The organism is Burkholderia sp. WAC0059, from assembly GCF_002870125.1.
Taxonomy (GTDB): domain Bacteria; phylum Pseudomonadota; class Gammaproteobacteria; order Burkholderiales; family Burkholderiaceae; genus Paraburkholderia.
Map to the genome: position 1 here is coordinate 47,117 of NZ_PNEO01000004.1, position 23,130 is coordinate 70,246.

The following is a 23,130-nucleotide window of genomic DNA, read 5'->3' on the forward strand; positions in this document are numbered from 1 at the left end:
TTACGAGAATGCCCGTTATTCCCGGTCAGGACAGTATCGCTGGATACCCCGCCGACGCGCTGCTCGAACGCCGCTTCGAGCTGGCGGACGAAGCCGCCACCGACGCGTTCGGCGCGCGCTTCGCGAAAGCGATCGCGGAGCAACGGCAAGCGGCGCGCCGCGACGGCCTGCAGGTCCAGCTCACCGGCGACCTCGGCGCCGGCAAAACCTCGCTCGTGCGCGCCACCCTGCGCGCGCTCGGCCACGCGGGCCGCGTGCGCAGTCCCACCTACACGCTCGTCGAACCCTACACGGTCGCGACCCCGGACGGGGAACTCGCGCTCTATCACTTCGATCTCTATCGCTTCGGCGACCCGTCCGAATGGACCGACGCCGGCTTTCGCGAGTACCTCGACAGCGGCGCCGTCTGCCTCGTCGAATGGCCACAGCGCGCGAGCGGCCTGCTCGGCGTGCCGGACCTCGCGTTCGCGCTCGAACCCGGTGAGCGCGGCGAGGGCCGCGTGCTCACCGCATTCGCATACAGCAACCTGGGAAAGGCATGCCTCGAAAGATGTTAATCAAACCGTTCCGCTCGATCGAATCCGCCGCCACCGCCACGCACAACTGGCGCCGCCGGCAAATCCTCGGCGCGGGCGCCTCCACGCTGGTGCTCGGGCTCATGGCGCCGCGTCTCGCCTGGGCTGCCTCGATCGTCGGCGTGCGCGTGTGGCCGGCGCGCGACTACACGCGCGTCACCATCGAGTCGGATCAGCCGCTCGAAGCTTCGCAACAGTTACTGCAGAGTCCCGACCGGCTCGTCGTGGACCTGAACGGCCTCGACCTCGACGCCGCGCTGCGCGACCTCGTCTCGAAGATCACGCCGAACGATCCGCAGATTCAGTCGGTGCGCGTCGGCCAGTACCAGCCGCACGTGGTGCGCATGGTGTTCGACCTCAAGGGCTCGGTCAAGCCGCAGATGTTCGCGCTGACCCCGGTCGGCTCGTACCGCTACCGGCTCGTGTTCGACCTCTACCCGGCCGTCCCGCCCGACCCGCTGATGGACCTGATCGCGCAGACCCAGCGCAAGGAGCAGCAGCTCGCCGCGCGCCAGAACCTGCACGAAGACACGCCGCCCGCGACGCTGGCCGGCCCCGACGCCTCGGCCGCGCCGACATCGGGCGCATCGGGCGCCGGCACCGGCGGCGCGAACGCGACCGACGACAGCGACGCGTTCTTCCAGCGCTACGCGCAGAATGCCCCGCCCGCGAACACGCCGCCGGCGGCGCCGGGCACCTCGTCCGCGCCGCCGGCCGCCCCGCTCGCGCGGGACGACGGCAGCGACGACGCCTACGCGTTCACGACGCCGAAGAGCGGGCGCGGCGGCGCGCGCCTGCTCACCGTCGCCGTCGATCCGGGCCACGGCGGCGAGGACCCCGGCGCGATCGGCAGTGCGGGCACCTACGAGAAGCACGTCGCGCTCGACATCGCGAAGAAGCTGCGCGCGAAAATCGACGCGCAGCCCAACATGCGCGCGATGATGACGCGCGACTCCGACTTCTTCGTGCCGCTCAACGTGCGCGTGCAGAAGGCGCGGCGCGTGGGGGCGGACCTCTTCGTCTCGGTGCACGCGGATGCGTTCACGACGCCGGCTGCACACGGCTCGTCGGTGTTCGCGCTCTCGGAGCACGGCGCCTCGAGCGCGGCGGCGCGCTGGATGGCGAACAAGGAAAACTCGTCGGACCAGATCGGCGGCATCAGCGTGAAGACGGCCGACGCGTCGGTGAACCGCGCGCTCTTCGACATGTCGACGACGGCGCAGATTCGCGACTCGATGCGCTACGGCGACTTCGTGCTCAACGAGGTGGGCGGCGTGAACCACCTGCACAGCGGCCGCGTCGAGCAGGCCGGCTTCGCGGTGCTCAAGGCGCCCGACATTCCGTCGATCCTCGTGGAAACCGCGTTCATCAGCAATCCCGAGGAAGAGCAGCGGCTGCTGAACGACGCGTATCGCCAGCAGATGGCCGATGCGATCTTCAAGGGCATCCAGCACTACTTCGCGGCGAACCCGCCGCTCTCGCGAAGCACGACGGTCTGATCGGGGTCCGTCGGCGCGCCTGGGCAAGCCGGCGGATGGCCGGTCCGCATCGCGTCCGGCAACAGCCGACGCCAAACCGCCCGGCCGGCTCCCAACTCGTCCTCCGGCGCCGCGCCGGCAACCCGGTCGGCCGCCTGTTGGCCGCCTGTTGACCGTTTACTGGCGGCCTGTTGACCGCTTACCGGCGGTTTTCCGGCCGTTTGTCGACGACCGCCAGTCCCGGCGCCGCCGATTCGTCCGAACGGTAGAATGGCCCGCATCCGCCCGGCCCGACGCCGCCCCCGCAGCGTCCCGCGCGCCGCCCTCCCGCCGTTACCGCATCACGACAAGGAAGTCCCCGTGTCCTCTTCGATCAAGGCGATCCTCACCCCCCACGAGCGCGACATCGGCAACCTCGTCGTGCGGCGCGTGCTGCCGGCGCTCGCCGCGCGCCTCGTCGGGCCGTTCATCTTCTTCGACCACATGGGACCGGCCACGCTGCCGGCCGGCACGGGCGTCGACGTGCGCCCGCACCCGCACATCGGGCTCGCCACCGTCACCTATCTGTTCGACGGCGCGCTCATGCACCACGACAGCCTCGGCTCGCAGCAGGAAATCACGCCCGGCGACGTGAACTGGATGACAGCCGGCCGCGGCATCGTGCATTCCGAGCGCTCGCCGGCCGGGGAGCGCGCGCGCGACCGGACGATCCACGGCATCCAGACCTGGATCGCGCTGCCGCTCGAGCACGAGGACGCCGAGCCGTCGTTCGCGCACCATCCCGCCGCGACGCTGCCCGAGTTCGAGCGCAACGGCGCGACGCTGCGCGTCATCGCCGGCACCGCGTTCGGCCGCACCTCGCCGGCCGCGACGTTCTCCCCGACGCTCTACGTCGCCGCCCAGTTCGCGCCCGGCGGCGCGTTCGCGCTCGAACCGGAGCACGAGGAACGCGGCGTCTACCTCGTGGACGGCGACCTGTCGATCGACGGCACGCCGCTTGCACCCACCACGATGGCCGTGCTGCAGCCGGGCGAAACCGTCACGCTCGCGAGCGCCTCGGGCGCGCGCGTCATGCTGCTCGGCGGCGCGAAACTCGCGGGCGAGCGCTTCATCGAATGGAATTTCGTCGCGAGTTCGCGCGAAAAAATCGAGCGGGCCAAAGAGGCCTGGACGCGCCAGGCCCTGGGCCGGGTGCCCGGCGAAACCGAATGGATTCCGCTGCCGGAAAAGAAGCCGCATTAAGACCGCGCACTGACGCCGGGCCCGCGCCGGCGGGACCGCCGAAAACCGTTGCGGACCGTTGAAATTCGCGGCTTCGCCCCAATTTGGCCGGCAGACAGTTTTTCCGAGAGGAAGCGAGGACACGCCATGGACACGACTCTGGCCACATTTGAAAAGGACGTCATCGACGCGTCGGTACTCGCGCCGGTGCTCATCGACTTCTGGGCGCCCTGGTGCGGCCCGTGCAAGACGCTCGGCCCGATGCTCGAAAAGCTCGAGGCGGAGTACGCGGGCAAGTGGAAGCTCGTGAAGGTCAATGTCGACGAGAACCAGGAGCTGGCCGCGCATTTCCAGGTGCGCAGCATCCCGCACGTCGTCGCGTTCGCGGACGGCCAGCCCGTCGACCAGTTCATCGGCGTGCTGCCCGAGCGGGAGTTGCGTGCATTTTTGGACCGGCTCATTCCGGACGCCGCGCAAAGCGAGCGGCTCGCGGCCCAGGAAGCGCTTGCCGAAGGCCGCCGCGACGAAGCCTACGACGCGCTGAAGGCCGCGCTCGCCTACGACCCCGGTTTCGACGACGCGCGCATGGACCTGATCGAGCTGCTGCTCGCGGACAATCGCGTCGACGAGGCCCGGGCGGAAGTCGAACTGCTCTCGCCGAAGACGACCCAGGGCATCGACGCGCGCTTCAACGCGCTGAAGACCCGCCTCGACGCGCTCGACGTCGCCGCCGACCTGCCGCCCACCGATGCGCTCGAAGCGCGCGTCGCGGCGCATCCGGACGACCTCGAGGCGCGTTTCGATCTGGCCAGCGCGCTGATCGCGCGGCGCGGCTACGCACTCGCGCTCGAACAACTGCTCGAAATCGTGAAGCGCGACCGCGCGTTCCGCGACGACATCGGCCGCAAGACCATGCTGTCCGTCTTCGACCTGGCGGCGCACCAGCCGCAGCTCGTCGCCGAGTGGCGACGCAAGCTCAGCACGGCGCTTAATTGAGCGGGCGTCGGGGACGCGCAACGGCGGCCCCGACGATCCCCCCGGGGCGTCAGCTCCCTCCGTCCGGCGGCGGCCGCCGGGCGATCTCGCGCAGCACGTGCGCGGCGGCCGCGAAACCGAAGCTCGCCGTCACGCACACGCTCGAACCGAACCCGGCGCAATTGAGGCCGACCGGCCCGCTATGTCCCGGCGACGTGGCGAGATGCGCCGCTTCGGCATCGACGTCGCAGACGGCGGGCTCGGGATAGATGAGCGGCTCGTCCGAATAGACCGCGCTCACCCGGAACTTCGCCTTCGGCCCGCGCGCAAAGCCGTGCTGCTTTCTCAGTTGCGCTCGCACTTTCGAGAGCAGCGGGTCCTGAATCGTCAGCGCGAGATCGTCGATGCGGATGCGCGTCGGGTCGAGCTGGCCGCCCGCGCCGCCGACGGTGACGAGCGGCTGGCGCCGCTCGACGCACCAGGCGATCAGCGCCGTTTTCGTGCGCACGCTGTCGATCGCGTCGATCACGTAGTCGAAACCGCCGCCGAGCAGGGCGGCGAAGTTCTCGGGCTCGACGAAGTCCTCGACGACGCGCACCCGGCAGGCCGGATCGATCAGCGCGATCCGCCCGGCCATGGCGTCGACCTTCGGCTTGCCGTAGTTGCCGTCGAGCGCGTGGATCTGCCGGTTGGTGTTGCTCTCGGCGACGTTGTCGAGGTCGATCAGCGTGAGCGCGCCGACCGCGCTGCGCGCCAGCGCCTCGGCCGCCCACGAGCCGACCCCGCCGAGGCCGATCACGGCGACGTGCGCGCGCTCGAACGCGGCCAGCGCCGCCGCGCCGTACAGGCGGGCAAGACCGCCGAAACGGCGCGCGCGGTCGGCGGTTCCGGCGTCGTCGGGAGCAACGGTGCGATCGACCGGATCGGCCGGCACGGAAATCGGGGAACGGGACATGGCGGAGGAACGGCAACGAAATCGGGCGGGCCGGCCGGAACGGGATGCGAACCCGCCGCCCGACGCCAGCGCCGCGAAAAGCCGTATTTTGCCTGATCGCGCCGGGGCAGGCGGGCAGCACGCCGACCGGGCTCGCCGGATGACCGACGGACGACCAATGGGTCGCACGTCGGACGCCGCGTGCGCGGCTATACTTCAGCGCACTTCACGACCGACTTTAGCCGCCCGCACGACAGGAACATGACGACACTCGCCGACCTCCGGAAAAACTACTCGCTGGGCTCGCTCGACGTCTCCGACGTCGATCCCGATCCGATCCGCCAGTTCCAGACCTGGCTCGCCCAGGCGCTCGACGCGAAGCTGCCCGAGCCCAACGCGATGACCGTGGCGACGGTCGACGCGCAGGGCCGCCCGGCCGCGCGCATCCTGCTCATCAAGGGCGTGGACGAACGCGGCTTCGTGTTCTTCACCAACTACGAGAGCCGCAAAGGCCGCGAACTCGCGGGCAATCCGCGCGCGAGCCTGCTCTTTCACTGGATCGAACTGGAGCGGCAGGTGCGCATCGAGGGCGCGGTCGAAAAGACGAGCGCGGCCGAGAGCGACGCCTACTTCGCCTCGCGCCCGCTCGGCTCGCGCATCGGCGCCTGGGCCTCGGAGCAGAGCCGGCCGCTCGCGAGCCGCGCGGAACTGGAAGCGCGCGAGCGCGAAATCGGCGCGAAGTACGGGGAGGAACCGCCGCGGCCGCCGCATTGGGGCGGCTACCGGCTCGTGCCCGACGCCGTCGAATTCTGGCAGGGCCGCCCGTCGCGGCTGCACGACCGGATTTTCTACACGCGGACCGATGCCGGCTGGAACATCGGCCGGCTCTCGCCCTGACGTCCCGCCCGCTCATTGCCGGCGCCCCGTGACCGGGCATCGGCGGGCGGTTGCATTCGGGCACGGGGCGCTGGTATCGTTGGCCGTCCGCTTTTCACCCCGACTTCGCCCCGATGACCGACCGCGACGCGCCTCAGCCCGACGGCGCTCAATCCGACCTGTTCGGCTGGGTGCCTCCCGCTCCGGCGCAACCGGCAGACGGAAACGCTGAACAGGAGGCGGACGGCAGCGCCGCCCCCGATGCGGCAACCGATACCTCCCGCCCGAAACGCCGCGCCCGCGGCGCCGTATTGCCTGCCGAACCCAGTCCCGACTTACTCGACCTCGCCGCCGCGCTGCCGGCCCAGGTGCGGCTCGGCACGTCGTCGTGGTCGTTCCCGGGCTGGCGCGGCATCGTCTACGGCGACGACTACAGCAACGCGAAGCTCGCGCGCGACGGCCTTGCTGCCTACGGCGCGCATCCGCTGCTGCGCTCGGTCAGCATCGACCGCTCGTTCTACGCGCCGCTCAGCGTCGCCGACTACCTGCGCTACGCCCAGCAGGTGCCCGACACGTTCCGCTTCATCGTGAAGGCGCCCGCGTCGATCACCGACGCGTCGGTACGCGGCGACCGCGGCGAGCCCGTAGCAGCCAATCCCTGCTTCCTGAACGCCGAACTCGCCGTCGGCGAATTCGTGCGGCCCTGCATCGAGGGGCTCGGTGCGAAGGCCGGCGCCCTCGTCTTCCAGTTCCCGCCGCTGCCGCCGCCACTGCTCGCCGACCCGGCCGGCTTTGTCGAGCGGCTCGCCGCGTTCCTCACGGCCCTGCCGCCGCCGGACTCGTTCGGCGAGGCGACGTCCGACGCCTGCTATGCGGTGGAGATTCGCGACGCGATCCTGCTCACGCCGCGCCTCGTGCGCGCGCTGCGCGCGGCCGGCGTGCGCTACTGCGTCGGGCTGCACGCGCGGATGCCCGATCCGCTGCGCCAGGCGGCGGCGCTCGCGCTGATGGACGGCGAGACGCCAGCCGGGCCGCTCGTCGTGCGCTGGAGCCTGCACAGCGGCTTTCGCTACGAGCAGGCGAAAGCGCGCTACGAACCGTTCGACAGGCTCGTCGACCCCGACCCTTACACGCGCGACGCGCTCGCGGAACTGGCGGCGCGGTACGTCATCGCGGGCCAGCCCGTGCTGATCACGACCAACAACAAGGCCGAAGGCTCGTCGCCGCTGTCGTGCGTCGAGCTCGCGCGGGCCATCGTCGCGGCCTGCGGACAGCAGCGCGGCACCGCGACGCCCTGACCGGCAACGCGCCGCGACGCGCGGCAACTGTGCTGCAACTCGCGCCGCCCGGGCCCGGCTCAACCGGCCTTCTTGAGCCGGTGCGCGAACTTCTGCCGGAATTTCGCGACCTTCGGCGCCACCACGAACGCGCAGTACCCCTGGTCCGGGTGATGCGCGAAATAGTCCTGGTGATAGGCCTCGGCCGGCCAGTAGTTGCTATCGTTGCCGTCGAGCGCCAGCACCTGCGTGACGATCGCGCCGTCGTAGACGCCCTCGGCGGCCAGCTCGCGGATCGCCTGTTCCGCGGCGGCGCGCTGCGCGTCCGAACGCGTGAAGACGACCGACCGATACTGCGTGCCGACGTCGTTGCCCTGCCGGTTGAGCTGGGTCGGATCGTGGATCGCAAAGAAGATGTCGAGCACCTCCCGATAGCTGATCCGCGCGGGATCGAACGTGACGTTGACGACCTCGGCATGGCCCGTGTCGCCGCTGCACACCTGCTCGTAGGTGGGCCGTTCGAGATGCCCGCCCGCATAGCCCGACTCGACGTGCGTGACGCCCTCCACGCGCAGATAGACCGCTTCGAGACACCAGAAGCACCCGCCGCCCAGCGTGGCGATTTCGACTGTCTGACTCATGCTTTCGACTCCCTGATTCGTTGATGGCGGCTGTCCCGGCCGGCACGCGCACGGTTTCCGTTAAAATTGGGACAATTTGCCGCCTTCCCAAATGACACCCATTCTGCGCTTTCCACCGCCGCGCGAGGCCCTGTCCCGATGACGCGCCGCGCCAGCCCGCCCAACTTCGACGAGGCTTCGTTCCGCCGCGCGCTCGGCCAGTTCACAACCGGCGTGACCGTCATCACCACGCGCTCGCCGGACGGCGAGCTCGTCGGCGTCACGGCGAGTTCGTTCAATTCGGTGTCGCTCGATCCGCCGCTCGTGCTCTGGAGCCTCGCGACGCGCTCCGCGTCGATGCCGGCGTTCCGCGCCAACAGCCATTATGTGGTGAATGTGCTCGCCGCGTCGCAGCTCGATCTGTGCAAGCGTTTCGCGACCGTGAAGGGCGACCGGTTCGCGGGCGTCGCGCATGCGGCGGGCGATTCGGGCATGCCCGTGCTCGACGGCGCGCTGGCCTGGTTCGAGTGCCACAACCGCAGCCGCTACGACGAGGGCGATCACGTAATCTTCGTGGGCGAGGTGGAACGCTGCGGCATCCTCGACGAGGCCGGCGAATTCGCCCCGCTCGTATTCCAGAACGGCGGCTTCCACCGGCTCGGCCCGCTCTGACGGCACGCCCCCCGCGCGACGGGCCGCGGAGCAGGCACCGCTTCGTCAGGCCGTCGTCGTTCCCTTGCCGATCTTCTGCTCGATCAGGTCCACTGGCACGCCCGAATCGTCCTTGAGCGTCTGCAACACGATGTTCGAGCGGATGTCCATGACGCCCGGCGTGCGATAGAGCCGGTGCAGCACGAAGTCGGAGTAGTGCTTGAGGTTGTGGGCAAGCACCCGCAGCAGGTAGTGCGACCCGCCCGTCACGGCGTAGGCGCCGACGACCTCGGGCCAGTCGCGCAGCGCGGCCGTGAACTGCTCGTGCCAGTCCTGCTGGTCGTTGCGCATCGACACCTGCACGAACGCCTCCATTTCGAAGCCGAGGACCTCCCGGTTCAGGCACGCGCGATAGTGTTCGATGACTCCCTGTTCCTCGAGCAGCCGCAGCCGCCTCAGACACGCAGACGGCGACAGGGAGATGCGTTCGGCCAGATCCAGGTTGCTGATTCGCCCCTCGTTCTGGAGCACGGCGAGAATCCGGCAGTCGGTAGCGTCAAGCGAGATCGCGTTCACTTCTTGTCTCCCTTTTCGTCTTCGCTCAAATTATGTGCCAATAACCGGGAATTGCGGCGTTTTTTTCGCAAGCGCATTTCGCTCCGACCCGCCTATCATGCGACGGCCCGCGCGGCATGGGCGCCGGGCGCGCCGCGCAGGAACGGGAAAAGCGGGGAGATAACGCGAAATAGGCGCGGAACCGGGCGGCGACGCCGTTAATCGTCGACGATCGCCGCCTGACGCCGGCCGCCCGAATCGCCCCGTCAAACGATCGGGACGACCGGCGTGCAAAACGCAAAGGGCGCGAAAACGAGCAACGGAAAGACGGAAAAAGCGGAAAAACCTGCGAAAACGGGCAGGTCGAAGGCCTGCCCGCTTGTCAGGAAGCGCGCCCCTGGACGGGACGGGAGTCGAACCTTAGACGACGACCGTCTGCGCTTCGCCGGGACGGCTTTCGCGCACCGTGCCGATCTTCCAGACCTGCTCGCCGGCCGAGGCCAGCAGCGCGGCGGCCTCGTCGGCCTGCCCGGCCGACACGACGACGGCCATGCCGATCCCGCAGTTGAACACGCGATGCATCTCGGCGTCGGCGACGCCGCCGTGCGTCTGCAGCCACGAGAAGAGCGGCGGCAGCGGCCACGCGCGGTGGTCGAGCTCGGCGGTCAAGCCCTCGCGCAGCACGCGCGGGATGTTCTCGACCAGCCCGCCGCCCGTGATGTGCGCCATGCCCTTCACGGTCAGGCGCTCCATGAGGCCGAGCAGCGGCTTCACGTAGATGCGCGTCGGCGCCATCAGCGCGTCGGCGAGCGAGCGACCGTCGAAGTCCGCGTTCAGGTCCGGCTGCGCGCGCTCGATGATCTTGCGCACGAGCGAAAAGCCGTTCGAATGGATGCCGCTCGAGCCGAGGCCGAGCACGACGTCGCCCGGCGCGATCGTGCTGCCGTCGATGATCGCGCTCTTCTCGACCGCGCCGACCGCGAAGCCGGCCAGATCGTATTCGCCGTCCGGGTACATGCCCGGCATCTCGGCCGTTTCGCCGCCGATGAGGGCGCAGCCGGCCAGCTCGCAGCCCTGCGCGATGCCCTTGACGACCGTCGCGGCCGTGCCGACCTCGAGCTTGCCGCAGGCGAAGTAGTCGAGGAAGAAGAGCGGCTCGGCGCCTTGCACCAGGATGTCGTTGACGCTCATCGCGACGAGATCCTGACCGACGGTGTCGTGTTTGTTCAGATGGAACGCGAGCTTGAGCTTCGTGCCGACGCCGTCGGTGCCCGACACGAGCACCGGTTCGCGGTACTTCTTCGGCACTTCGAACAGCGCGCCGAACCCGCCGATGCCGCCCAGCACGCCGTCGCGCAACGTCTTTCTGGCAAAGGGCTTGATCGCGTCGACGAGGGCATCGCCCGCGTCGATGTCGACGCCGGCGTCGCGATACGACAGGCCGCTGGCATCGGGAGCGGATTTCGGTTGATTCATGGGAGGCGCAAGAAGGTCGGTAAAATGCGATTTTACCCGATAGATATCGCCGGTTGCGCCGCGTGGGCTGAATTCGCCCGCCCGGCCGCCGCGAAACGCCGCCTTGTCGCCCAACTCGTCCTTTTTCACGCCCTATCAACGCCAGGCCTTCGTCTGGGCCGCGCTCGCGCTCGCGTTCGGCATCGTCCTGTGGCTGCTGCGCTCGGTCCTCACGCCGTTCCTGCTCGGCGCGATCCTCGCCTACATCCTGCACCCCGGCGTCGACGCGCTCGCGCGCCACCGCGTGCCGCGCTCGCTCGCCGCGCTCCTGATGATGCTGCTCTTCGCGCTCGTCGTCACGATGCTGCTCGTCTTGCTCTTCGTCGTCGTGCAGACGGAGGAGCCGCAGTTGAAGCAGCAGGTGCCGGCGTTGTTCGCACACCTGCACGACTGGCTGCAGCCCGAGCTCGCGCGCTTCGGCGCGACGGGCGCGCTCGACTTCGCGAACCTGCGCGACATGGCGACGGGCAAGCTCGAGGACAGCGCGCAGTCGATCGCGCTCGCCGCCTGGGCCTCGATCCGCAAGAGCGGCAACGTGATGATCACGGTCGTCGGCAACGTCGTCATGGTGCCGCTCGTGCTGTTCTACCTGCTCTACGACTGGAACGCGATGATCGGCCGGATGCAGTCGTTCGTGCCGCGCCGCTGGCTTGCGCACACGACGGAGCTCGCCGGCGAAATGGACCGCATGCTCGCGCAGTACCTGCGCGGCCAGCTACTCGTGATGGGCGTGCTCGCGGCCTACTACGCGATCGCGCTGTCGATCGCCGGCTTCGAGATCGGGCTGCCCATCGGCATCTTCACGGGGCTCGCCGTGTTCATTCCCTACCTCGGCTACGCGACGGGACTCGTGCTCGCGCTGATTGCCGCCGCGCTGCAGTTCGGCGACTGGTACGGGTTCGGCGCCGTCGCCGTGGTCTACGGCATCGGGCAGATTCTCGAGGGCTTTTTCCTGACGCCGCGGCTCGTCGGCGAGCGCATCGGCCTGCATCCGCTCACCGTCATCTTCGCGCTGCTCGCGTTCGGCCAGTTGTTCGGCTTTTTCGGCGTGCTGCTCGCGCTGCCGGCCAGCGCGATCCTTTCGATCGCCCTGCGCGAGTTGCGGCGCAGCTACCTCGACAGCGCGCTCTACAGGAACTGATTTCCGCCCGGATTCATCGTGCTTCGACAGCTCACGCTCGATCTCGGCACCCCGCCGCCATCGACCTTCGACAATTTCTTCGCCGGCGCGAACGCCGAGCTCGTCGCGCGCCTGCGCGGGCTCGAGGCCGCGCTCGCCGCCGCGGCCGCGAACGGCCCCGTGGCCGACCGCACGTTCTACGTCTGGGGCGAGCCGGGCAGCGGCCGCAGCCATCTGCTGCAGGCGCTCGCGCACGAGGCGCAGCCCGGCGGCGCGCGCTATCTCGGAGCGCAGAGCCCGCTCGCCGCATTCGAATTCGATCCGCGCGTCGCGATCTACGCCGTCGACGACTGCGACGCGCTGCCGGCCGCGCAGCAGATCGCGCTCTTCAACCTGTTCAACGAGGTGCGCGCGCATCCGGCCTGCGCGCTCGTCGCGACGGGCAACGCGGCGCCGCTCGCGCTCGCGGTGCGCGAAGACCTGCGCACGCGGCTCGGCTGGGGGCTCGTGTTCCATCTCGCGCCGCTCTCCGACGCCGACAAGACCCACGTGCTGCGGCACGCGGCGCGCGAACGCGGCCTCGTGCTCGCCGACGACGTGCCCGCCTACCTGCTCACGCATTTCCGGCGCGACATGCCGAGCCTGATGGCGCTCCTCGACGCGCTCGACCGCTTCTCGCTCGAACAGAAGCGCGCGGTCACGCTGCCGCTGCTGCGCACGATGCTGGCCTCGCCGCCGGGCGCGCCGGGCGAGGGCGAACAGGACGCAAGCGGCACGGGCTTCACCCGCTTCAAGTAGAATGGCCCCCCATGGCTAACCTCGCACTTTTCGATCTCGACCACACGCTGATCCCGACGGACAGCGATCACGAATGGGGCCGCTTCATGGTGAAGCTCGGCATCGTGGACGCCGAACGCTTCGCGCAGCAGATCGACCGCTTCTACGCCGACTACAAGGCCGGCGTGCTCGACATCCACGCGTATCTCGTCACGATGCTCACGCCGCTCGCGAAATATCCGCGCGCGCAGTTGAAGGACTGGCACGACGAGTACATGCGCGACGTGATCCGGCCGGTGATCCTGCCCGCCGCGCTCGAACTCGTGCGCCGGCACCGCGACGCCGGCGACCTTTGCTGCATGGTCACGGCCACCAACGAATTCATCACCGCGCCGATCGCCGAGGCGTTCGGCATCGACAAGCTGATCGCCTGCGAGGTCGAGACCGTGGACGGCCATCCCGACTCCGCCTACACGGGCCGGCCGTGCGGCACGCCGAGCTACCGCGAAGGCAAGATCGTGCGCACCGAGGCCTGGCTCGCCTCGCTCGGCAAGACCTGGGCCGACTTCGAGCGCAGTTATTTCTACAGCGATTCGCACAACGACATTCCGCTGCTCGAAAAGGTCACCGATCCGGTCGCGACCAATCCCGACGCGACGCTGCGCGCGCGCGCGCAGGCCGCCGGCTGGCCCATCCTCGACCTGTTCCCACCCTCGTGATCAAGAAATTCATCCGCAAGCTGTTCGGCCAGGACGCCGCCCCGGGCACGACGCAGGCCGACGCATCCGCCGCCGCGGCGCTGCCCGCGGTCCCGTCCTCCGCCGCGCCGCAATCGGCGGCGGGCACGAAAACGCGCCGCCCGAAAACGCACGGCGCCGCGCCGAAGAGCACCGATCCGGCCGCGCCCGTCGTCCTGTCGGCCGACGTGCACGGCATCGACCCCGCGCTGATCTCGAAGAACGCCGTGCGCGTCACCTCCACGCTGCAGCAGGCGGGTTTTCGCGCGTTCATCGTCGGCGGCGCCGTGCGCGACCTGCTGCTCGGCGTCGCGCCGAAAGACTTCGACGTCGCGACCGACGCGACGCCCGACGAGGTGCAGCGCCTGTTCCGGCGCGCGCGCATCATCGGCCGGCGCTTCCAGATCGTGCACGTGCAGTTCGGCCAGGAAATCATCGAGGTCTCGACGTTCCGCGCCCTCGTCGATCCGCCGCCGCCCGCGCCCGACGAAGCCGCGCCGCGCCGGCTGCGCCGCGACGAGCTCGACCGGCGCACCCACGCCGTCGACGCGAGCGGCCGCGTGCTGCGCGACAACGTCTGGGGCGAGCAGCACGAAGACGCGACCCGCCGCGACTTCACGATCAACGCGATGTATTACGACCCGGCCACGCAAACCGTGCTCGACTATCACCACGGCATGGCCGACATTCGCGCGCGCCTGTTGCGGATGATCGGCGACCCGGCCACGCGCTACCGCGAGGACCCGGTGCGGATGCTGCGGGTCGTGCGCTTCGCCGCGAAGCTCGGCTTCGAAATCGAGGCGCACACGCGCGAGCCGATCCGCGAGCTGGCCGACCTGATGGACAACGTGCCGGCCGCGCGTCTTTTCGACGAGATGCTCAAGCTGCTGCTCTCGGGCCAGGCGCTCGCGTGCCTGAAGTGGCTGCGCCAGGAAGGGCTGCATCACGGGCTCCTGCCGCTCCTCGACGTGGTCCTCGAACAGCCGCAGGGCGAGCGCTTCATCTCGCTCGCACTCGCGAACACCGACGCACGCGTGCGCGCGGGCAAGCCGGTGTCGCCGGGCTTCCTGTTCGCGACGCTGCTCTGGCACGACGTGCAGCAGCGCCTGCAGCAATACACGGCGGCCGGCGAATATCCGGTGCCGGCCCTGCATCGCGCGATGGACGACGTCATCGACGCGCAGACCGAAAAGCTCGCGATCCATCGCCGCTACTCGTCGGACATGCGCGAAATCTGGGGCCTCCAGCTTCGTCTGGAAAAGCGCCCGGGCCGCAGCGCGCTGAAGCTCATCGAACACCAAAGATTTAGAGCAGGGTATGATTTCCTCCTGTTGCGCTGCGAATCGGGCGAGCTCGACGAGTCGACCGGCGCATGGTGGACCGATTTCATCGATGGAGACGCCGCCGCGCGGGAAGCCCTGCTCACCTCGGGCGGCAGCACGGAACGCGCGCCCCGCAAGCGCCGCCGGCGCGGCGGCGCACGCAACCGCAAGGCGGGCGAAGGCGCGCCGGGCGATGCAGACGCGGCCCCGACGGCCCCGGAAGAAGCGGGTCACGGCGGTCAGTACGAGGACTGAGGGCGTAAAACGCCGCGGTCTGTTCGAACGACAGTCGCAGGAAGTGATGCCATGACGTTTGCCTATCTGGGCCTCGGTGCGAACCTGGGAGATGCGCGCCAGGCCCTGAAAGACGCAGTGGTGTGTCTCGCGCAGCAATGCGCCGTCACCGTGCTCGCCAAGTCGGGCATATACCGCACCGCCCCGATCGATGCGGGCGGCGACGACTTTTACAATTGCGTCGTGAAGCTCGAAACGAGCCTGTCCGCCCGCGCCCTGCTCGAACTCTGCCAGCGCGTCGAGCACCATTTCGGCCGCGAGCGCCCCTTTCGCAACGCGCCCCGCACGCTCGACATCGACATCCTGCTCTACGGCGAACACGCAATCGCCGAACCCGACCTGATCGTGCCGCATCCGCGCCTGGCCGAACGCGCCTTCGCGCTCGTGCCGCTCGTCGAGATCGCGCCGGACCTCGTCATTCCGGGGCACGGCGCGGCCAGCGCGCTGCTGCCCGACGTGGCCGCCCAGCGCATCGAGAAAATCAAGCCGCCGTGCCAGTGCCTCGGGTTCGGCCGCGCGACCAAACCGGCCACGGGCTCATGCCGGTGAGCGCGCCCGCCCTCACCGTCACGGCGCCCGACGCGCGGCCGCCGTTTCGCTACATCGCCATCGAAGGCGCGATCGGCGCGGGCAAGACCGCGCTCGCGGCGGGGCTCGCGCAACGCTGGTCGATGCAGACGCTGCTCGACGAGCCGGCCGGCAATCCGTTTCTCGAACGCTTCTACCGCGACGCCGCGCGATACGGGCTCGCCACGCAATTGCACTTCGCGCTGCAACGCGCGGCGCAGTCGCGCCGGATCGCCGGACTGCTCGCCGCGCACACGCCGCTCGTCACCGACTTTCTCGCGCAGAAGAACGACCTGTTCGCGCGCCTCGCGCTGCCCGACGACGAATGGCAGCTCTACCGCGCGCTCAGCGCGCAATTTGCCGCCGACGCGCCGCCGCCCGAACTCGTCGTCTATCTGCAGGCGAGCCCCGAGGTGCTGTTCGCCCGCATCCAGAAGCGCGCCGCGCTGGCGGAGCTGCCGATCACCGACGCGTACCTGCGCTCGCTGAGCGACAGCTACAATGAATTTTTCTACCATTACGACCGCGCCCCGGTGCTGACCGTCAGCGCCGAGCACCTGGACTCGCTCGATTCCGGCGCGGACCTCGCGCTCGTCGCCGAACGCATCGAGACGATGCGCGGCCGCCGGGAATCCTTCGTCAAGGGCACGTCGCGCTGAGCCGCCGACGCACGCCCCGCCCTCCCTTTTTCAACGGACTGTCCGCCATGACTTACTTGCAGGAAACGAGCCGCAGCGCCGTCACCGTGCCGAAGCTCCAGGCCATGCGCGACGCGGGCGAGAAGATCGCCATGCTGACCTGCTACGACGCCAGCTTCGCCGCGCTGCTCGACCGCGCGGGCCTCGACGTGCTTCTCATCGGCGATTCGCTCGGCAACGTGCTGCAGGGCCATTCGACGACCCTGCCCGTCACGCTCGAGCACATCGCCTATCACACCGCCTGCGTGGCGCGCGCGCAAACCTCGGCACTCGTCGTCGCCGACTTGCCGTTCGGCAGCTACGGCACGCCCGACGACGCGTTCGCGAGCGCCGTGCAATTGATGCGCGCAGGCGCGCAGATGGTGAAGCTCGAGGGCGGCGAATGGCTCGCGCCGACCGTGCGGATGCTGGTGGAGCGCGCGGTGCCGGTGTGCGCGCATATCGGCCTCACGCCGCAGTCGGTCCACGCGTTCGGCGGCTTCAAGGTACAGGGCAAGACCGAGCAGGGCGCGAACCAGTTGCTGCGCGACGCCCACGCGTTCGAGGACGCAGGCGCCCAGTTGATCGTGATCGAGGCCGTGCCTTCGACGCTAGGCTCGGCGGTCACGCAACAGGTCGGCGTGCCGACCATCGGCATCGGCGCGGGCGCCGACTGCTCGGGCCAGGTGCTGGTGCTGCACGATATGCTCGGCGTCTTTCCCGGCAAGCGCCCGCGCTTCGTGAAGGACTTCATGCAGGGGCAGCCAGACATCCAGTCGGCCGTCGTCGCGTATGTGCGCGCGGTGAAGGACGGCGCGTTCCCGGCCGCCGAGCACGCGTTCCAGTAAACGGCAAAACGCCGCCCGCAACCTGCGGCCGGCGTTTTGCGCCGCGGCCCTTCCTTCCGGCCTGCCTATACCCTACCTGCTACCTACTGCACGCGACTGCGCAGGAACGCGGAGCCGCGCTCGGCGGCGGCGACCAGCACGAACGTGACGATCAGCAGATACGACACGGTCTGGTACTGGAACAGGTTCATCGCCGTCAGCAGCACGAAGCCGATCCCGCCCGCGCCGACGAAGCCGAGCACCAGCGACGAGCGCAGGTTCTCGTCGAAGCGGTACAGGCTGATGCCGAGCAGCGTCGGCAGCACGCCCGGCACCACCGCGTGCGTGAACACCTGCAGGCGGCTCGCACCGGTCAGCGTCAGCGCCTCGACCGGGCCCATGTCCATGTCCTCGATCACTTCGGAGAACAGCCGCCCGAGCATCCCGACCGAATGCACGCCGAGCGCGAGCGCGCCCGGAAACGGGCCGAGCCCGACCGCCGTCACGAACAGCAGCGCCCACACGAGGTCCGGCACCGAACGCGAGATGCTGATGGCCCCGCGCGCGAAGTAATACAACGGTCGCGCGGGGCTCATGTTCGACGCCGCGAGCATCGCGAGCGGAAATGCGAGCACGACGCCGAGCACCGTGCCGAACACCGCGAGGTCGATCGTCTCGAGAATCGGCTGGAGGCTCGGCACGAACTGGCTGAAGTCGGGCGGCATCGAGCGCGAGATGATGTCGGCCATCCCGTGCACGCCGGTGATCAGGTCCTGCGGGCGCGCATGCACGCCCTGGCAGGCCTGCGCGAACAGCACGAGAAACGCGGCGAACGCCGCGATCTTCGAAAGCGAGCGTGTCGCCGGCGCGCGCGGCGAACGCTGCGAATGGGAAACGCTATTCATGATTGCGCGACGTAGAGGTTTGAAATTCGCTGCATGCTGACCGACGACGCGCGTTCGTCGAATTCGACCTTGCCGCGACGCATGCCGATCAGGCGGTCCGCGTAGCGCGTCGCCAGTTCCGGCTGGTGCAGCACCGCGACCACCGCGAGGCCGTCGTCCGTCGCGAGACGGCGCAACAGGCGCATCACTTCGTCGGCGGCTTCGGGGTCGAGGCTCGCGACCGGTTCGTCCGCAAGCACCACCTGCGGCCTCTGCGCAAGCGCGCGCGCCACCGCGACACGTTGCGCCTGGCCGCCGGACAGCGTGCCCGCGCGCTGGCCCGCCAGATGCAGCAGGCCGACCTCGTCGAGAAAACCACGCGCCGGTTCCATCTCGCTCCTCGGCAGGCGGCCGAGCGACGTCGCGAGCGAACGATGACGACCCAGCGCGCCGGTGCAGACGTTCGCCAGCACGCTGCGCCGCTTCACGAGGTTCGCATGCTGCGAAATGAGCGCGACCGGCAAACGCGCGGCGCGCAAATCCTTGCCGGACAACCGGGCAAGGTCGCGCCCGGCGACCTCGACCGTGCCGCCGGTCGGACGGTTCAGCCCGACCACGCATTTCATCAGCGTGGACTTGCCGCAACCGTTGCTGCCGAGGATCACGACCATCTCGCCGGCGCGAACGCCGAGGCTCACGCCGTCGAGGGCCGTGTGTCCGTTCGGATAACGCATTGTCAGGTTGCGCACAGCCAGCCGCGCACTACTCTCTGCGGCAGGCGCGTGAGCGCCCGACTGCGGATGGAAATCGAGGCCCTCGGCCAGGCTATGCGGCAACGTGCTCATCACATCTTCGCCAGGTCGATATGCAGCGTCGACACCAGATCGCGAATCTGGTTGTACGCGGCATCGGTTTGCGGAACGGTCTTCAGCGAGTTGCCTTCGTTCGCCGCCAGGAACTTCTGGTCGGCTTCCGGCAGCTCGTGGAAGTCCAGGTTCTGCAGCACGCTCGTCAGCTTCGCCTTGAAAGCGGCCGGCAGATCGCCGCGTACCGCGAACGGGTCCTGCGGAATCGGGTCCGACTTCCACAGCGTGATGAACTGCGACGGGTCGTATTCGTTATGCAATTGCGCGCTCGCGATTTCGTCGCTGTTCAGCTCGCCGGACTCGACCTTGTGATTGCGGATCGCTTCGAACGACGCGGTATGGCTGCCCGCGTAGACGCCCTTCACGCCCTTGTCCGGATCGATGCCGTTCTTGCTCAGGCCGTAGGCCGGGAACAGGTGGCCGGACGTCGACGCCGGGTCCGAATACGCGAACGAACGGCCCTTCACGTCGGCGATCGTCTTGATGCCGCTGCCCGGCCACGTCACGATCGACGCGTAATAGCTGGCCGGCTTGCCGTTGTCGTCGGAGAAGCCTGCCACGGCCTGTGCATGCGCGACCTGGTGCGCGAGCACATAACCGAGCGGGCCGAATTCGCCGAATTCCAGCTTGTCGTTGCGCATCGCTTCGATTTCGGCGTTATAGCTGGTCGCAACATAGAGCTGGATGTTGCAGCCGATCTTCTGGCCGATCAGCTTCGCAAGATCCGTATAAACCGGCAGCAGACGCGCGGTCGATTCGTACGGCTCGACGCCGAAGCGCACGGTGCCATCGTTCGGGCACACTGCACCGGCTGCGTGGGCGGCGCCGACCAGGCCGGCGTAAACCGTCATTCCTGCGAGGAAGTGGGAAATTTTCATGTCGTCGTCGTTGATCGCGCATTGCGAGGGTTGGGACGAGCCGATCATAGGAGGCGAATGTGATGGAACCGTGACGCAGCCAGAAAAAGGTACAGACGTATAGTCGACTGGATAATCGCACCCTGAATTCACCGATACGGTGCGATCTCGGCGTTAGCCAGCACAAGGTAAATAAAAGGTTTCTCGCGCAATGTATTTGTATGCCATTACGCTGAGGAATAACGCGGAATGCCGACGTCCTTGTCGTTTTTTGAAATCGGACGAAAATCGCCCGAATAAGCCGGATTCCGAATTAATCGGAGTTTTCGCCCGATGGCGTCGCGAGCCGCGCGGGCAATGCGCCGCGCAGCGCATTGCATAACAGCAGCGCGTCCGCGTTCAGCACGTCGTCGCGCGTCAGCACGCGCTCGGCCGCGCCGAACGCGGAGTCGTCGAGCAGCGCGCCGCGCATCACGCCCGGCAGCAGGCCGGACGCGAGTGGCGGCGTCCACCAGCGTCCGTCGCGCTTCACGAACACGTTCGAGCGGCCGCCTTCGGTCAGCTCGCCGCGCATGTTGAAGAACAGCATGTCGAATGCGCCGCGCGCCTCGGCCTCGCGCCACGCGCGGTCGAATTCGGCGCGGCGCGTCGTCTTGTGGCGCAGCAGCGGGTCGTCCGGCGACGTGGCGGCCAGTCCGCAGTCCGGCGCCAGCAGCACGTCGACACTCGCGGACGCGAGCGGAGCCAGCGCCGCCGCCGTCAACGCCGCGCCGCCGCGCTTCGGCAACGCGACGCGCAACCGGTGCGCAACGCCATCCGGCAGCGCACGGCACTGCGCGGCAAGCCGGGCGCGCAGCGCTGCTTCGTCGTAATCGAAATCGAGCCACGCGGCGCTCGCCGCGAGCCGCGCGAGATGCCGGTCCAGATGACGGACGCCTTCCGCGCGCGTCGCGTACAACGTCTCGATCAACTCGAAACCGGGATCGACGTCGGTCAGGAAACGCGCCTTCAGCCGGCATTCGTCGTATTCGTCGTCGGCAACGCTGTCGAGCACGATGCCCGCGCCGACACCCATCTGTGCGGACCGCACGCTGCCCTCGCCGGCAGGGCCGACGTCCAGCGTGCGAATCGCGACCGACAGGCAGAAGTCGCCGCACGCCGAAGCGGCGTCCGGCGCGTCGAGCCATCCGATCGCGCCGGTATAGAGCCCGCGCGGCCCGTGTTCGAGCGCGTCGATCAGTTGCAGGGTCCGGTGCTTCGGCGCGCCGGTGATCGAGCCGCACGGAAACAGCGCGCGCACGATGCCGGCGAACGGCGTGAGCGCGCGCAACGTCGCCTCGACCGTCGACGTCATCTGCCAGACCGACGCATACGGCTCGACGCCGAACAGCGCGGGCACCCGCACGGAGCCCGGCTGCGCGACGCGCGACAGGTCGTTGCGCAGCAGGTCGACGATCATCACGTTTTCCGCGCGATTCTTGGGATCGTTCGCGAGCGCCGCGGCCGTCGCGCGGTCGCGTTGCGGGTCCGCGTCGCGCGCGGCGGTGCCCTTCATCGGCCGCGCGCGCAGCGTATCGCCGTGCTTCTCGACGAACAGTTCCGGCGAGCACGACAGCACCCAGCGGTCGCCGGGCAGCGCGACCAGCGCGCCGTAGCGCACCGGCTGGCGCGCGCGCAGCCGCCGGTACAGCGCCAGCGGCGTGCCGAACACGTCGAACGCGAGCCGGTACGTGTAATTCACTTGATACGAGTCGCCGGCCTGCAGCGCCGCGTGAATCGCGTCGATTGCGTGTGCGAACCGCTCGCGCGTCACGCCGGGCCGCAGCCGCGCGATGCCGGCCGGCGCCGGCTCAGCGGAGCCCGTGTCGCGCGCGGCGAGCCATGCGTCCGCTTCGTCACGCGCGAGCCGTTCGCAGCGCGAGAACAATAAAAAACGCAGCACGGCGTCGCCGCCATGCTGCGTCTCTTTCCCGATGCCCGAACGCCGCCCGAGCTGCAGATCGCGCCCGAACTCGTAATCGGCCAGCACGACCGCGTGGAGCCCGTCGCGCAGATCCGCGCGCGCCGCTTCGCACAGCGCGTCCAGATCCGCCGCGCGGCCCGCGTGTTCGCGGACGAACCCCGTATACAGACGGCTCGTACGGCGCGCGGCCGTGGCGTCGCAGTCGTCCAGCAGCGCGAACGCCGCGCCGCCCTCGTGCGCCTGCATCGCTACCCTACCCGTGACGTCACATCAGTCGAAGAAACTCTTCACCCGGTCGAACCAGCTCTTGCTCTGCGGGCTGTGCCGCGCGCCGCCCTCGACGAGCGACTTCTCGAACTGCTGCAGCAGATCGCGCTGCTGGTCAGTGAGCTTGACCGGCGTTTCGACCTGCACGTGAACGTACAGGTCGCCGGCGATGCTCGAACGCAGCCCCTTGATGCCCTTGCCGCGCAGCCGGAACGTCTTGCCCGACTGCGTGCCCTCGGCCACCGGGAACGTCGCGCGGCCGGCGAGCGTCGGCACCTCGATCTCGCCGCCCAGCGCCGCCGTCGTGAACGGAATCGGCATCTGGCAATGCAGGTCGTCGCCGTCGCGCTCGAATACCGGGTGCGACTTGATGTGAATCTCGACGTAGAGGTCGCCCGACGGCCCGCCGTTGATGCCCGGCTCGCCGTTGCCGGCCGAGCGGATGCGCATGCCGTCGTCGATGCCGGCCGGAATCTTCACTTCGAGCGTCTTGGTTTCCTTCACCTTGCCCGCGCCGTGGCAGTTCGCGCAGGGCTCGGGAATCCAGCTACCGGTGCCGTGACACTTCGGGCAGGTCTGCTGGATGCTGAAAAAGCCCTGCGACATGCGTACCGCGCCGGAGCCGTGGCAAGTCGGGCAGGACTCGGGCTTGGTGCCGGCCTTCGCGCCCGAGCCGTGGCAGACCTCGCAGGTGCTCCAGCCCGGCACGCGAATCTGCGTGTCGTAGCCGTGCGCGGCCTGCTCCAGCGTGATCTCCATGCTGTAGCGCAGGTCCGCGCCGCGATACACCTGCGGGCCGCTGCGACCGCCGGCGCCGCGCGCACCGCCGGCCGCCGCCTGGCCGAAGATGTCGCCGAAGATGTCGCCGAACGCGTCGGCGAAGCCGCCGAAGCCCTGCGCGCCGGCCGCGCCCCCCATATTCGGATCGACGCCCGCGTGCCCGTACTGGTCGTAGGCCGCGCGCTTCTGCGCATCCGAGAGCATCTCGTAGGCTTCCTTCACCTCCTTGAAATGCTCTTCCGCATCCTTGTTGTCCGGATTGCGGTCGGGGTGGTACTTCATCGCCAGCTTGCGATAAGCCTTCTTGATTTCGTCGTCGCCCGCATTCTTCGCGACGCCCAGAACCTCGTAGTAATCCCGTTTCGCCATATCGGTTCAACACCGGCCGCGCCCCTGCGCGCGCGTCCGCTCCTTGTGAATGCCTCAGTCTCGCGACCCGTGTCGCCGCCCGCGCAGGCGGCCGCCAGAAAACAAATGTGCCCGGCGAACCCGAAGGTCCGCCAGGCGCTTGCCAT

23 protein-coding genes are annotated in these 23,130 nt (G+C 69.0%); 14 read left to right on the forward strand and 9 right to left on the reverse strand.

Translation table 11 applies throughout. From position 1 onward, the window contains the following. The first annotated feature begins 8 nt into the window (after window positions 1–8). The 4 genes from tsaE to trxA all read left to right on the forward strand — a co-directional run bounded on the left by tsaE (window position 9) and on the right by trxA (window position 4,270). Window positions 9–557 carry a tRNA (adenosine(37)-N6)-threonylcarbamoyltransferase complex ATPase subunit type 1 TsaE gene (tsaE, locus tag CY652_RS05410; RefSeq protein ID WP_102129681.1) on the forward strand — a complete coding sequence of 183 codons (549 nt, stop codon included), beginning with the start codon at window positions 9–11 and terminating at the stop codon, window positions 555–557. After that, window positions 539–2,074: an N-acetylmuramoyl-L-alanine amidase gene (locus CY652_RS05415; protein WP_102129682.1), complete on the forward strand. Its 1,536-nt coding sequence runs from the start codon at window positions 539–541 to the stop codon at window positions 2,072–2,074. The genes tsaE and CY652_RS05415 overlap by 19 nt, the downstream gene beginning before the upstream one ends. Before the next feature lie 339 nt (window positions 2,075–2,413). Continuing rightward, window positions 2,414–3,295 (forward strand): pirin family protein, encoded by an 882-nt coding sequence (locus tag CY652_RS05420; protein WP_102129683.1) that lies wholly within the window; start codon window positions 2,414–2,416, stop codon window positions 3,293–3,295. A 126-nt stretch (window positions 3,296–3,421) separates the two neighbouring features. Next, window positions 3,422–4,270 (forward strand): thioredoxin, encoded by an 849-nt coding sequence (gene trxA / locus CY652_RS05425; protein ID WP_102129684.1) that lies wholly within the window; start codon window positions 3,422–3,424, stop codon window positions 4,268–4,270. A 49-nt stretch (window positions 4,271–4,319) separates the two neighbouring features. On the opposite strand, the gene tcdA is transcribed toward trxA, so the two are convergent. After that, on the reverse strand, window positions 4,320–5,204 hold the full coding sequence (gene tcdA, locus CY652_RS05430; RefSeq protein WP_258002204.1) for a tRNA cyclic N6-threonylcarbamoyladenosine(37) synthase TcdA: 885 nt from the start codon (window positions 5,202–5,204) through the stop codon (window positions 4,320–4,322). A 240-nt stretch (window positions 5,205–5,444) separates the two neighbouring features. Here tcdA and pdxH point away from each other — a divergent pair, with 240 nt between their 5' ends. Together pdxH and CY652_RS05440 are read left to right on the forward strand one after the other, a co-directional pair. Further along, window positions 5,445–6,080: a pyridoxamine 5'-phosphate oxidase gene (pdxH, locus tag CY652_RS05435; RefSeq protein ID WP_102129685.1), complete on the forward strand. Its 636-nt coding sequence runs from the start codon at window positions 5,445–5,447 to the stop codon at window positions 6,078–6,080. 113 nt (window positions 6,081–6,193) lie between these two features. Further along, a complete protein-coding gene (locus CY652_RS05440; RefSeq protein ID WP_102129686.1) occupies window positions 6,194–7,357 on the forward strand; it encodes a DUF72 domain-containing protein in 1,164 nt (387 codons plus the stop codon). 59 nt (window positions 7,358–7,416) lie between these two features. Here CY652_RS05440 and msrA read toward each other — a convergent pair whose 3' ends face one another. Then, the gene (gene msrA / locus CY652_RS05445; RefSeq protein WP_102129687.1) at window positions 7,417–7,977 is read right to left on the reverse strand and encodes a peptide-methionine (S)-S-oxide reductase MsrA; all 561 of its coding nucleotides are present in this window, start codon (window positions 7,975–7,977) and stop codon (window positions 7,417–7,419) included. A 138-nt stretch (window positions 7,978–8,115) separates the two neighbouring features. Here msrA and CY652_RS05450 point away from each other — a divergent pair, with 138 nt between their 5' ends. Next, window positions 8,116–8,628 (forward strand): flavin reductase family protein, encoded by a 513-nt coding sequence (locus tag CY652_RS05450; protein WP_102129688.1) that lies wholly within the window; start codon window positions 8,116–8,118, stop codon window positions 8,626–8,628. Window positions 8,629–8,673: 45 nt separating this feature from the next. Here the strand turns inward: CY652_RS05450 and CY652_RS05455 are convergent, their stop codons facing one another. Both CY652_RS05455 and purM read right to left on the reverse strand, forming a co-directional pair. After that, window positions 8,674–9,183 carry an Lrp/AsnC family transcriptional regulator gene (locus CY652_RS05455; RefSeq protein ID WP_102129689.1) on the reverse strand — a complete coding sequence of 170 codons (510 nt, stop codon included), beginning with the start codon at window positions 9,181–9,183 and terminating at the stop codon, window positions 8,674–8,676. A 399-nt stretch (window positions 9,184–9,582) separates the two neighbouring features. Further along, a complete protein-coding gene (gene purM / locus CY652_RS05460) occupies window positions 9,583–10,638 on the reverse strand; it encodes a phosphoribosylformylglycinamidine cyclo-ligase (protein WP_102129690.1) in 1,056 nt (351 codons plus the stop codon). A gap of 103 nt (window positions 10,639–10,741) precedes the next feature. Here purM and CY652_RS05465 point away from each other — a divergent pair, with 103 nt between their 5' ends. The 7 genes from CY652_RS05465 to panB are packed head-to-tail and all read left to right on the forward strand — an operon-like array spanning window position 10,742 to window position 17,019. Beyond that, a complete protein-coding gene (locus CY652_RS05465; protein ID WP_102129691.1) occupies window positions 10,742–11,818 on the forward strand; it encodes an AI-2E family transporter in 1,077 nt (358 codons plus the stop codon). 18 nt (window positions 11,819–11,836) lie between these two features. Beyond that, complete coding sequence (gene hda / locus CY652_RS05470; protein ID WP_102129692.1) at window positions 11,837–12,595, forward strand: DnaA regulatory inactivator Hda; 759 nt, start codon at window positions 11,837–11,839, stop codon at window positions 12,593–12,595. A gap of 11 nt (window positions 12,596–12,606) precedes the next feature. Continuing rightward, entirely contained in the window at window positions 12,607–13,293 is a 687-nt protein-coding gene (locus CY652_RS05475) for an HAD family hydrolase (protein ID WP_102129693.1), read from the forward strand. After that, on the forward strand, window positions 13,290–14,888 hold the full coding sequence (gene pcnB / locus CY652_RS05480; RefSeq protein WP_102129694.1) for a polynucleotide adenylyltransferase PcnB: 1,599 nt from the start codon (window positions 13,290–13,292) through the stop codon (window positions 14,886–14,888). The genes CY652_RS05475 and pcnB overlap by 4 nt, the downstream gene beginning before the upstream one ends. Window positions 14,889–14,939: 51 nt before the next feature. Beyond that, window positions 14,940–15,476 carry a 2-amino-4-hydroxy-6-hydroxymethyldihydropteridine diphosphokinase gene (folK, locus tag CY652_RS05485; protein ID WP_102129695.1) on the forward strand — a complete coding sequence of 179 codons (537 nt, stop codon included), beginning with the start codon at window positions 14,940–14,942 and terminating at the stop codon, window positions 15,474–15,476. Beyond that, window positions 15,467–16,153 carry a deoxynucleoside kinase gene (locus CY652_RS05490; RefSeq protein ID WP_374703630.1) on the forward strand — a complete coding sequence of 229 codons (687 nt, stop codon included), beginning with the start codon at window positions 15,467–15,469 and terminating at the stop codon, window positions 16,151–16,153. The genes folK and CY652_RS05490 overlap by 10 nt, the downstream gene beginning before the upstream one ends. Window positions 16,154–16,200: 47 nt before the next feature. After that, the gene (gene panB / locus CY652_RS05495; RefSeq protein ID WP_102129696.1) at window positions 16,201–17,019 is read left to right on the forward strand and encodes a 3-methyl-2-oxobutanoate hydroxymethyltransferase; all 819 of its coding nucleotides are present in this window, start codon (window positions 16,201–16,203) and stop codon (window positions 17,017–17,019) included. An 83-nt stretch (window positions 17,020–17,102) separates the two neighbouring features. Here panB and phnE read toward each other — a convergent pair whose 3' ends face one another. From phnE to dnaJ, 5 genes are all read right to left on the reverse strand, one after another. Beyond that, window positions 17,103–17,903, reverse strand: coding sequence for a phosphonate ABC transporter, permease protein PhnE (gene phnE / locus CY652_RS05500; protein ID WP_102129697.1), 801 nt, complete (start codon window positions 17,901–17,903; stop codon window positions 17,103–17,105). Beyond that, window positions 17,900–18,727 (reverse strand): phosphonate ABC transporter ATP-binding protein, encoded by an 828-nt coding sequence (phnC, locus tag CY652_RS05505; protein WP_258002205.1) that lies wholly within the window; start codon window positions 18,725–18,727, stop codon window positions 17,900–17,902. Before phnC ends, phnE begins: the two co-directional genes overlap by 4 nt. Then, window positions 18,727–19,626 carry a phosphate/phosphite/phosphonate ABC transporter substrate-binding protein gene (locus CY652_RS05510; RefSeq protein WP_102129913.1) on the reverse strand — a complete coding sequence of 300 codons (900 nt, stop codon included), beginning with the start codon at window positions 19,624–19,626 and terminating at the stop codon, window positions 18,727–18,729. Before CY652_RS05510 ends, phnC begins: the two co-directional genes overlap by 1 nt. Before the next feature lie 292 nt (window positions 19,627–19,918). Further along, complete coding sequence (pabB, locus tag CY652_RS05515) at window positions 19,919–21,814, reverse strand: aminodeoxychorismate synthase component I (RefSeq protein WP_102129698.1); 1,896 nt, start codon at window positions 21,812–21,814, stop codon at window positions 19,919–19,921. A 24-nt stretch (window positions 21,815–21,838) separates the two neighbouring features. Further along, window positions 21,839–22,984, reverse strand: coding sequence for a molecular chaperone DnaJ (gene dnaJ / locus CY652_RS05520; protein WP_102129699.1), 1,146 nt, complete (start codon window positions 22,982–22,984; stop codon window positions 21,839–21,841). Window positions 22,985–23,130: the final 146 nt, after the last annotated feature.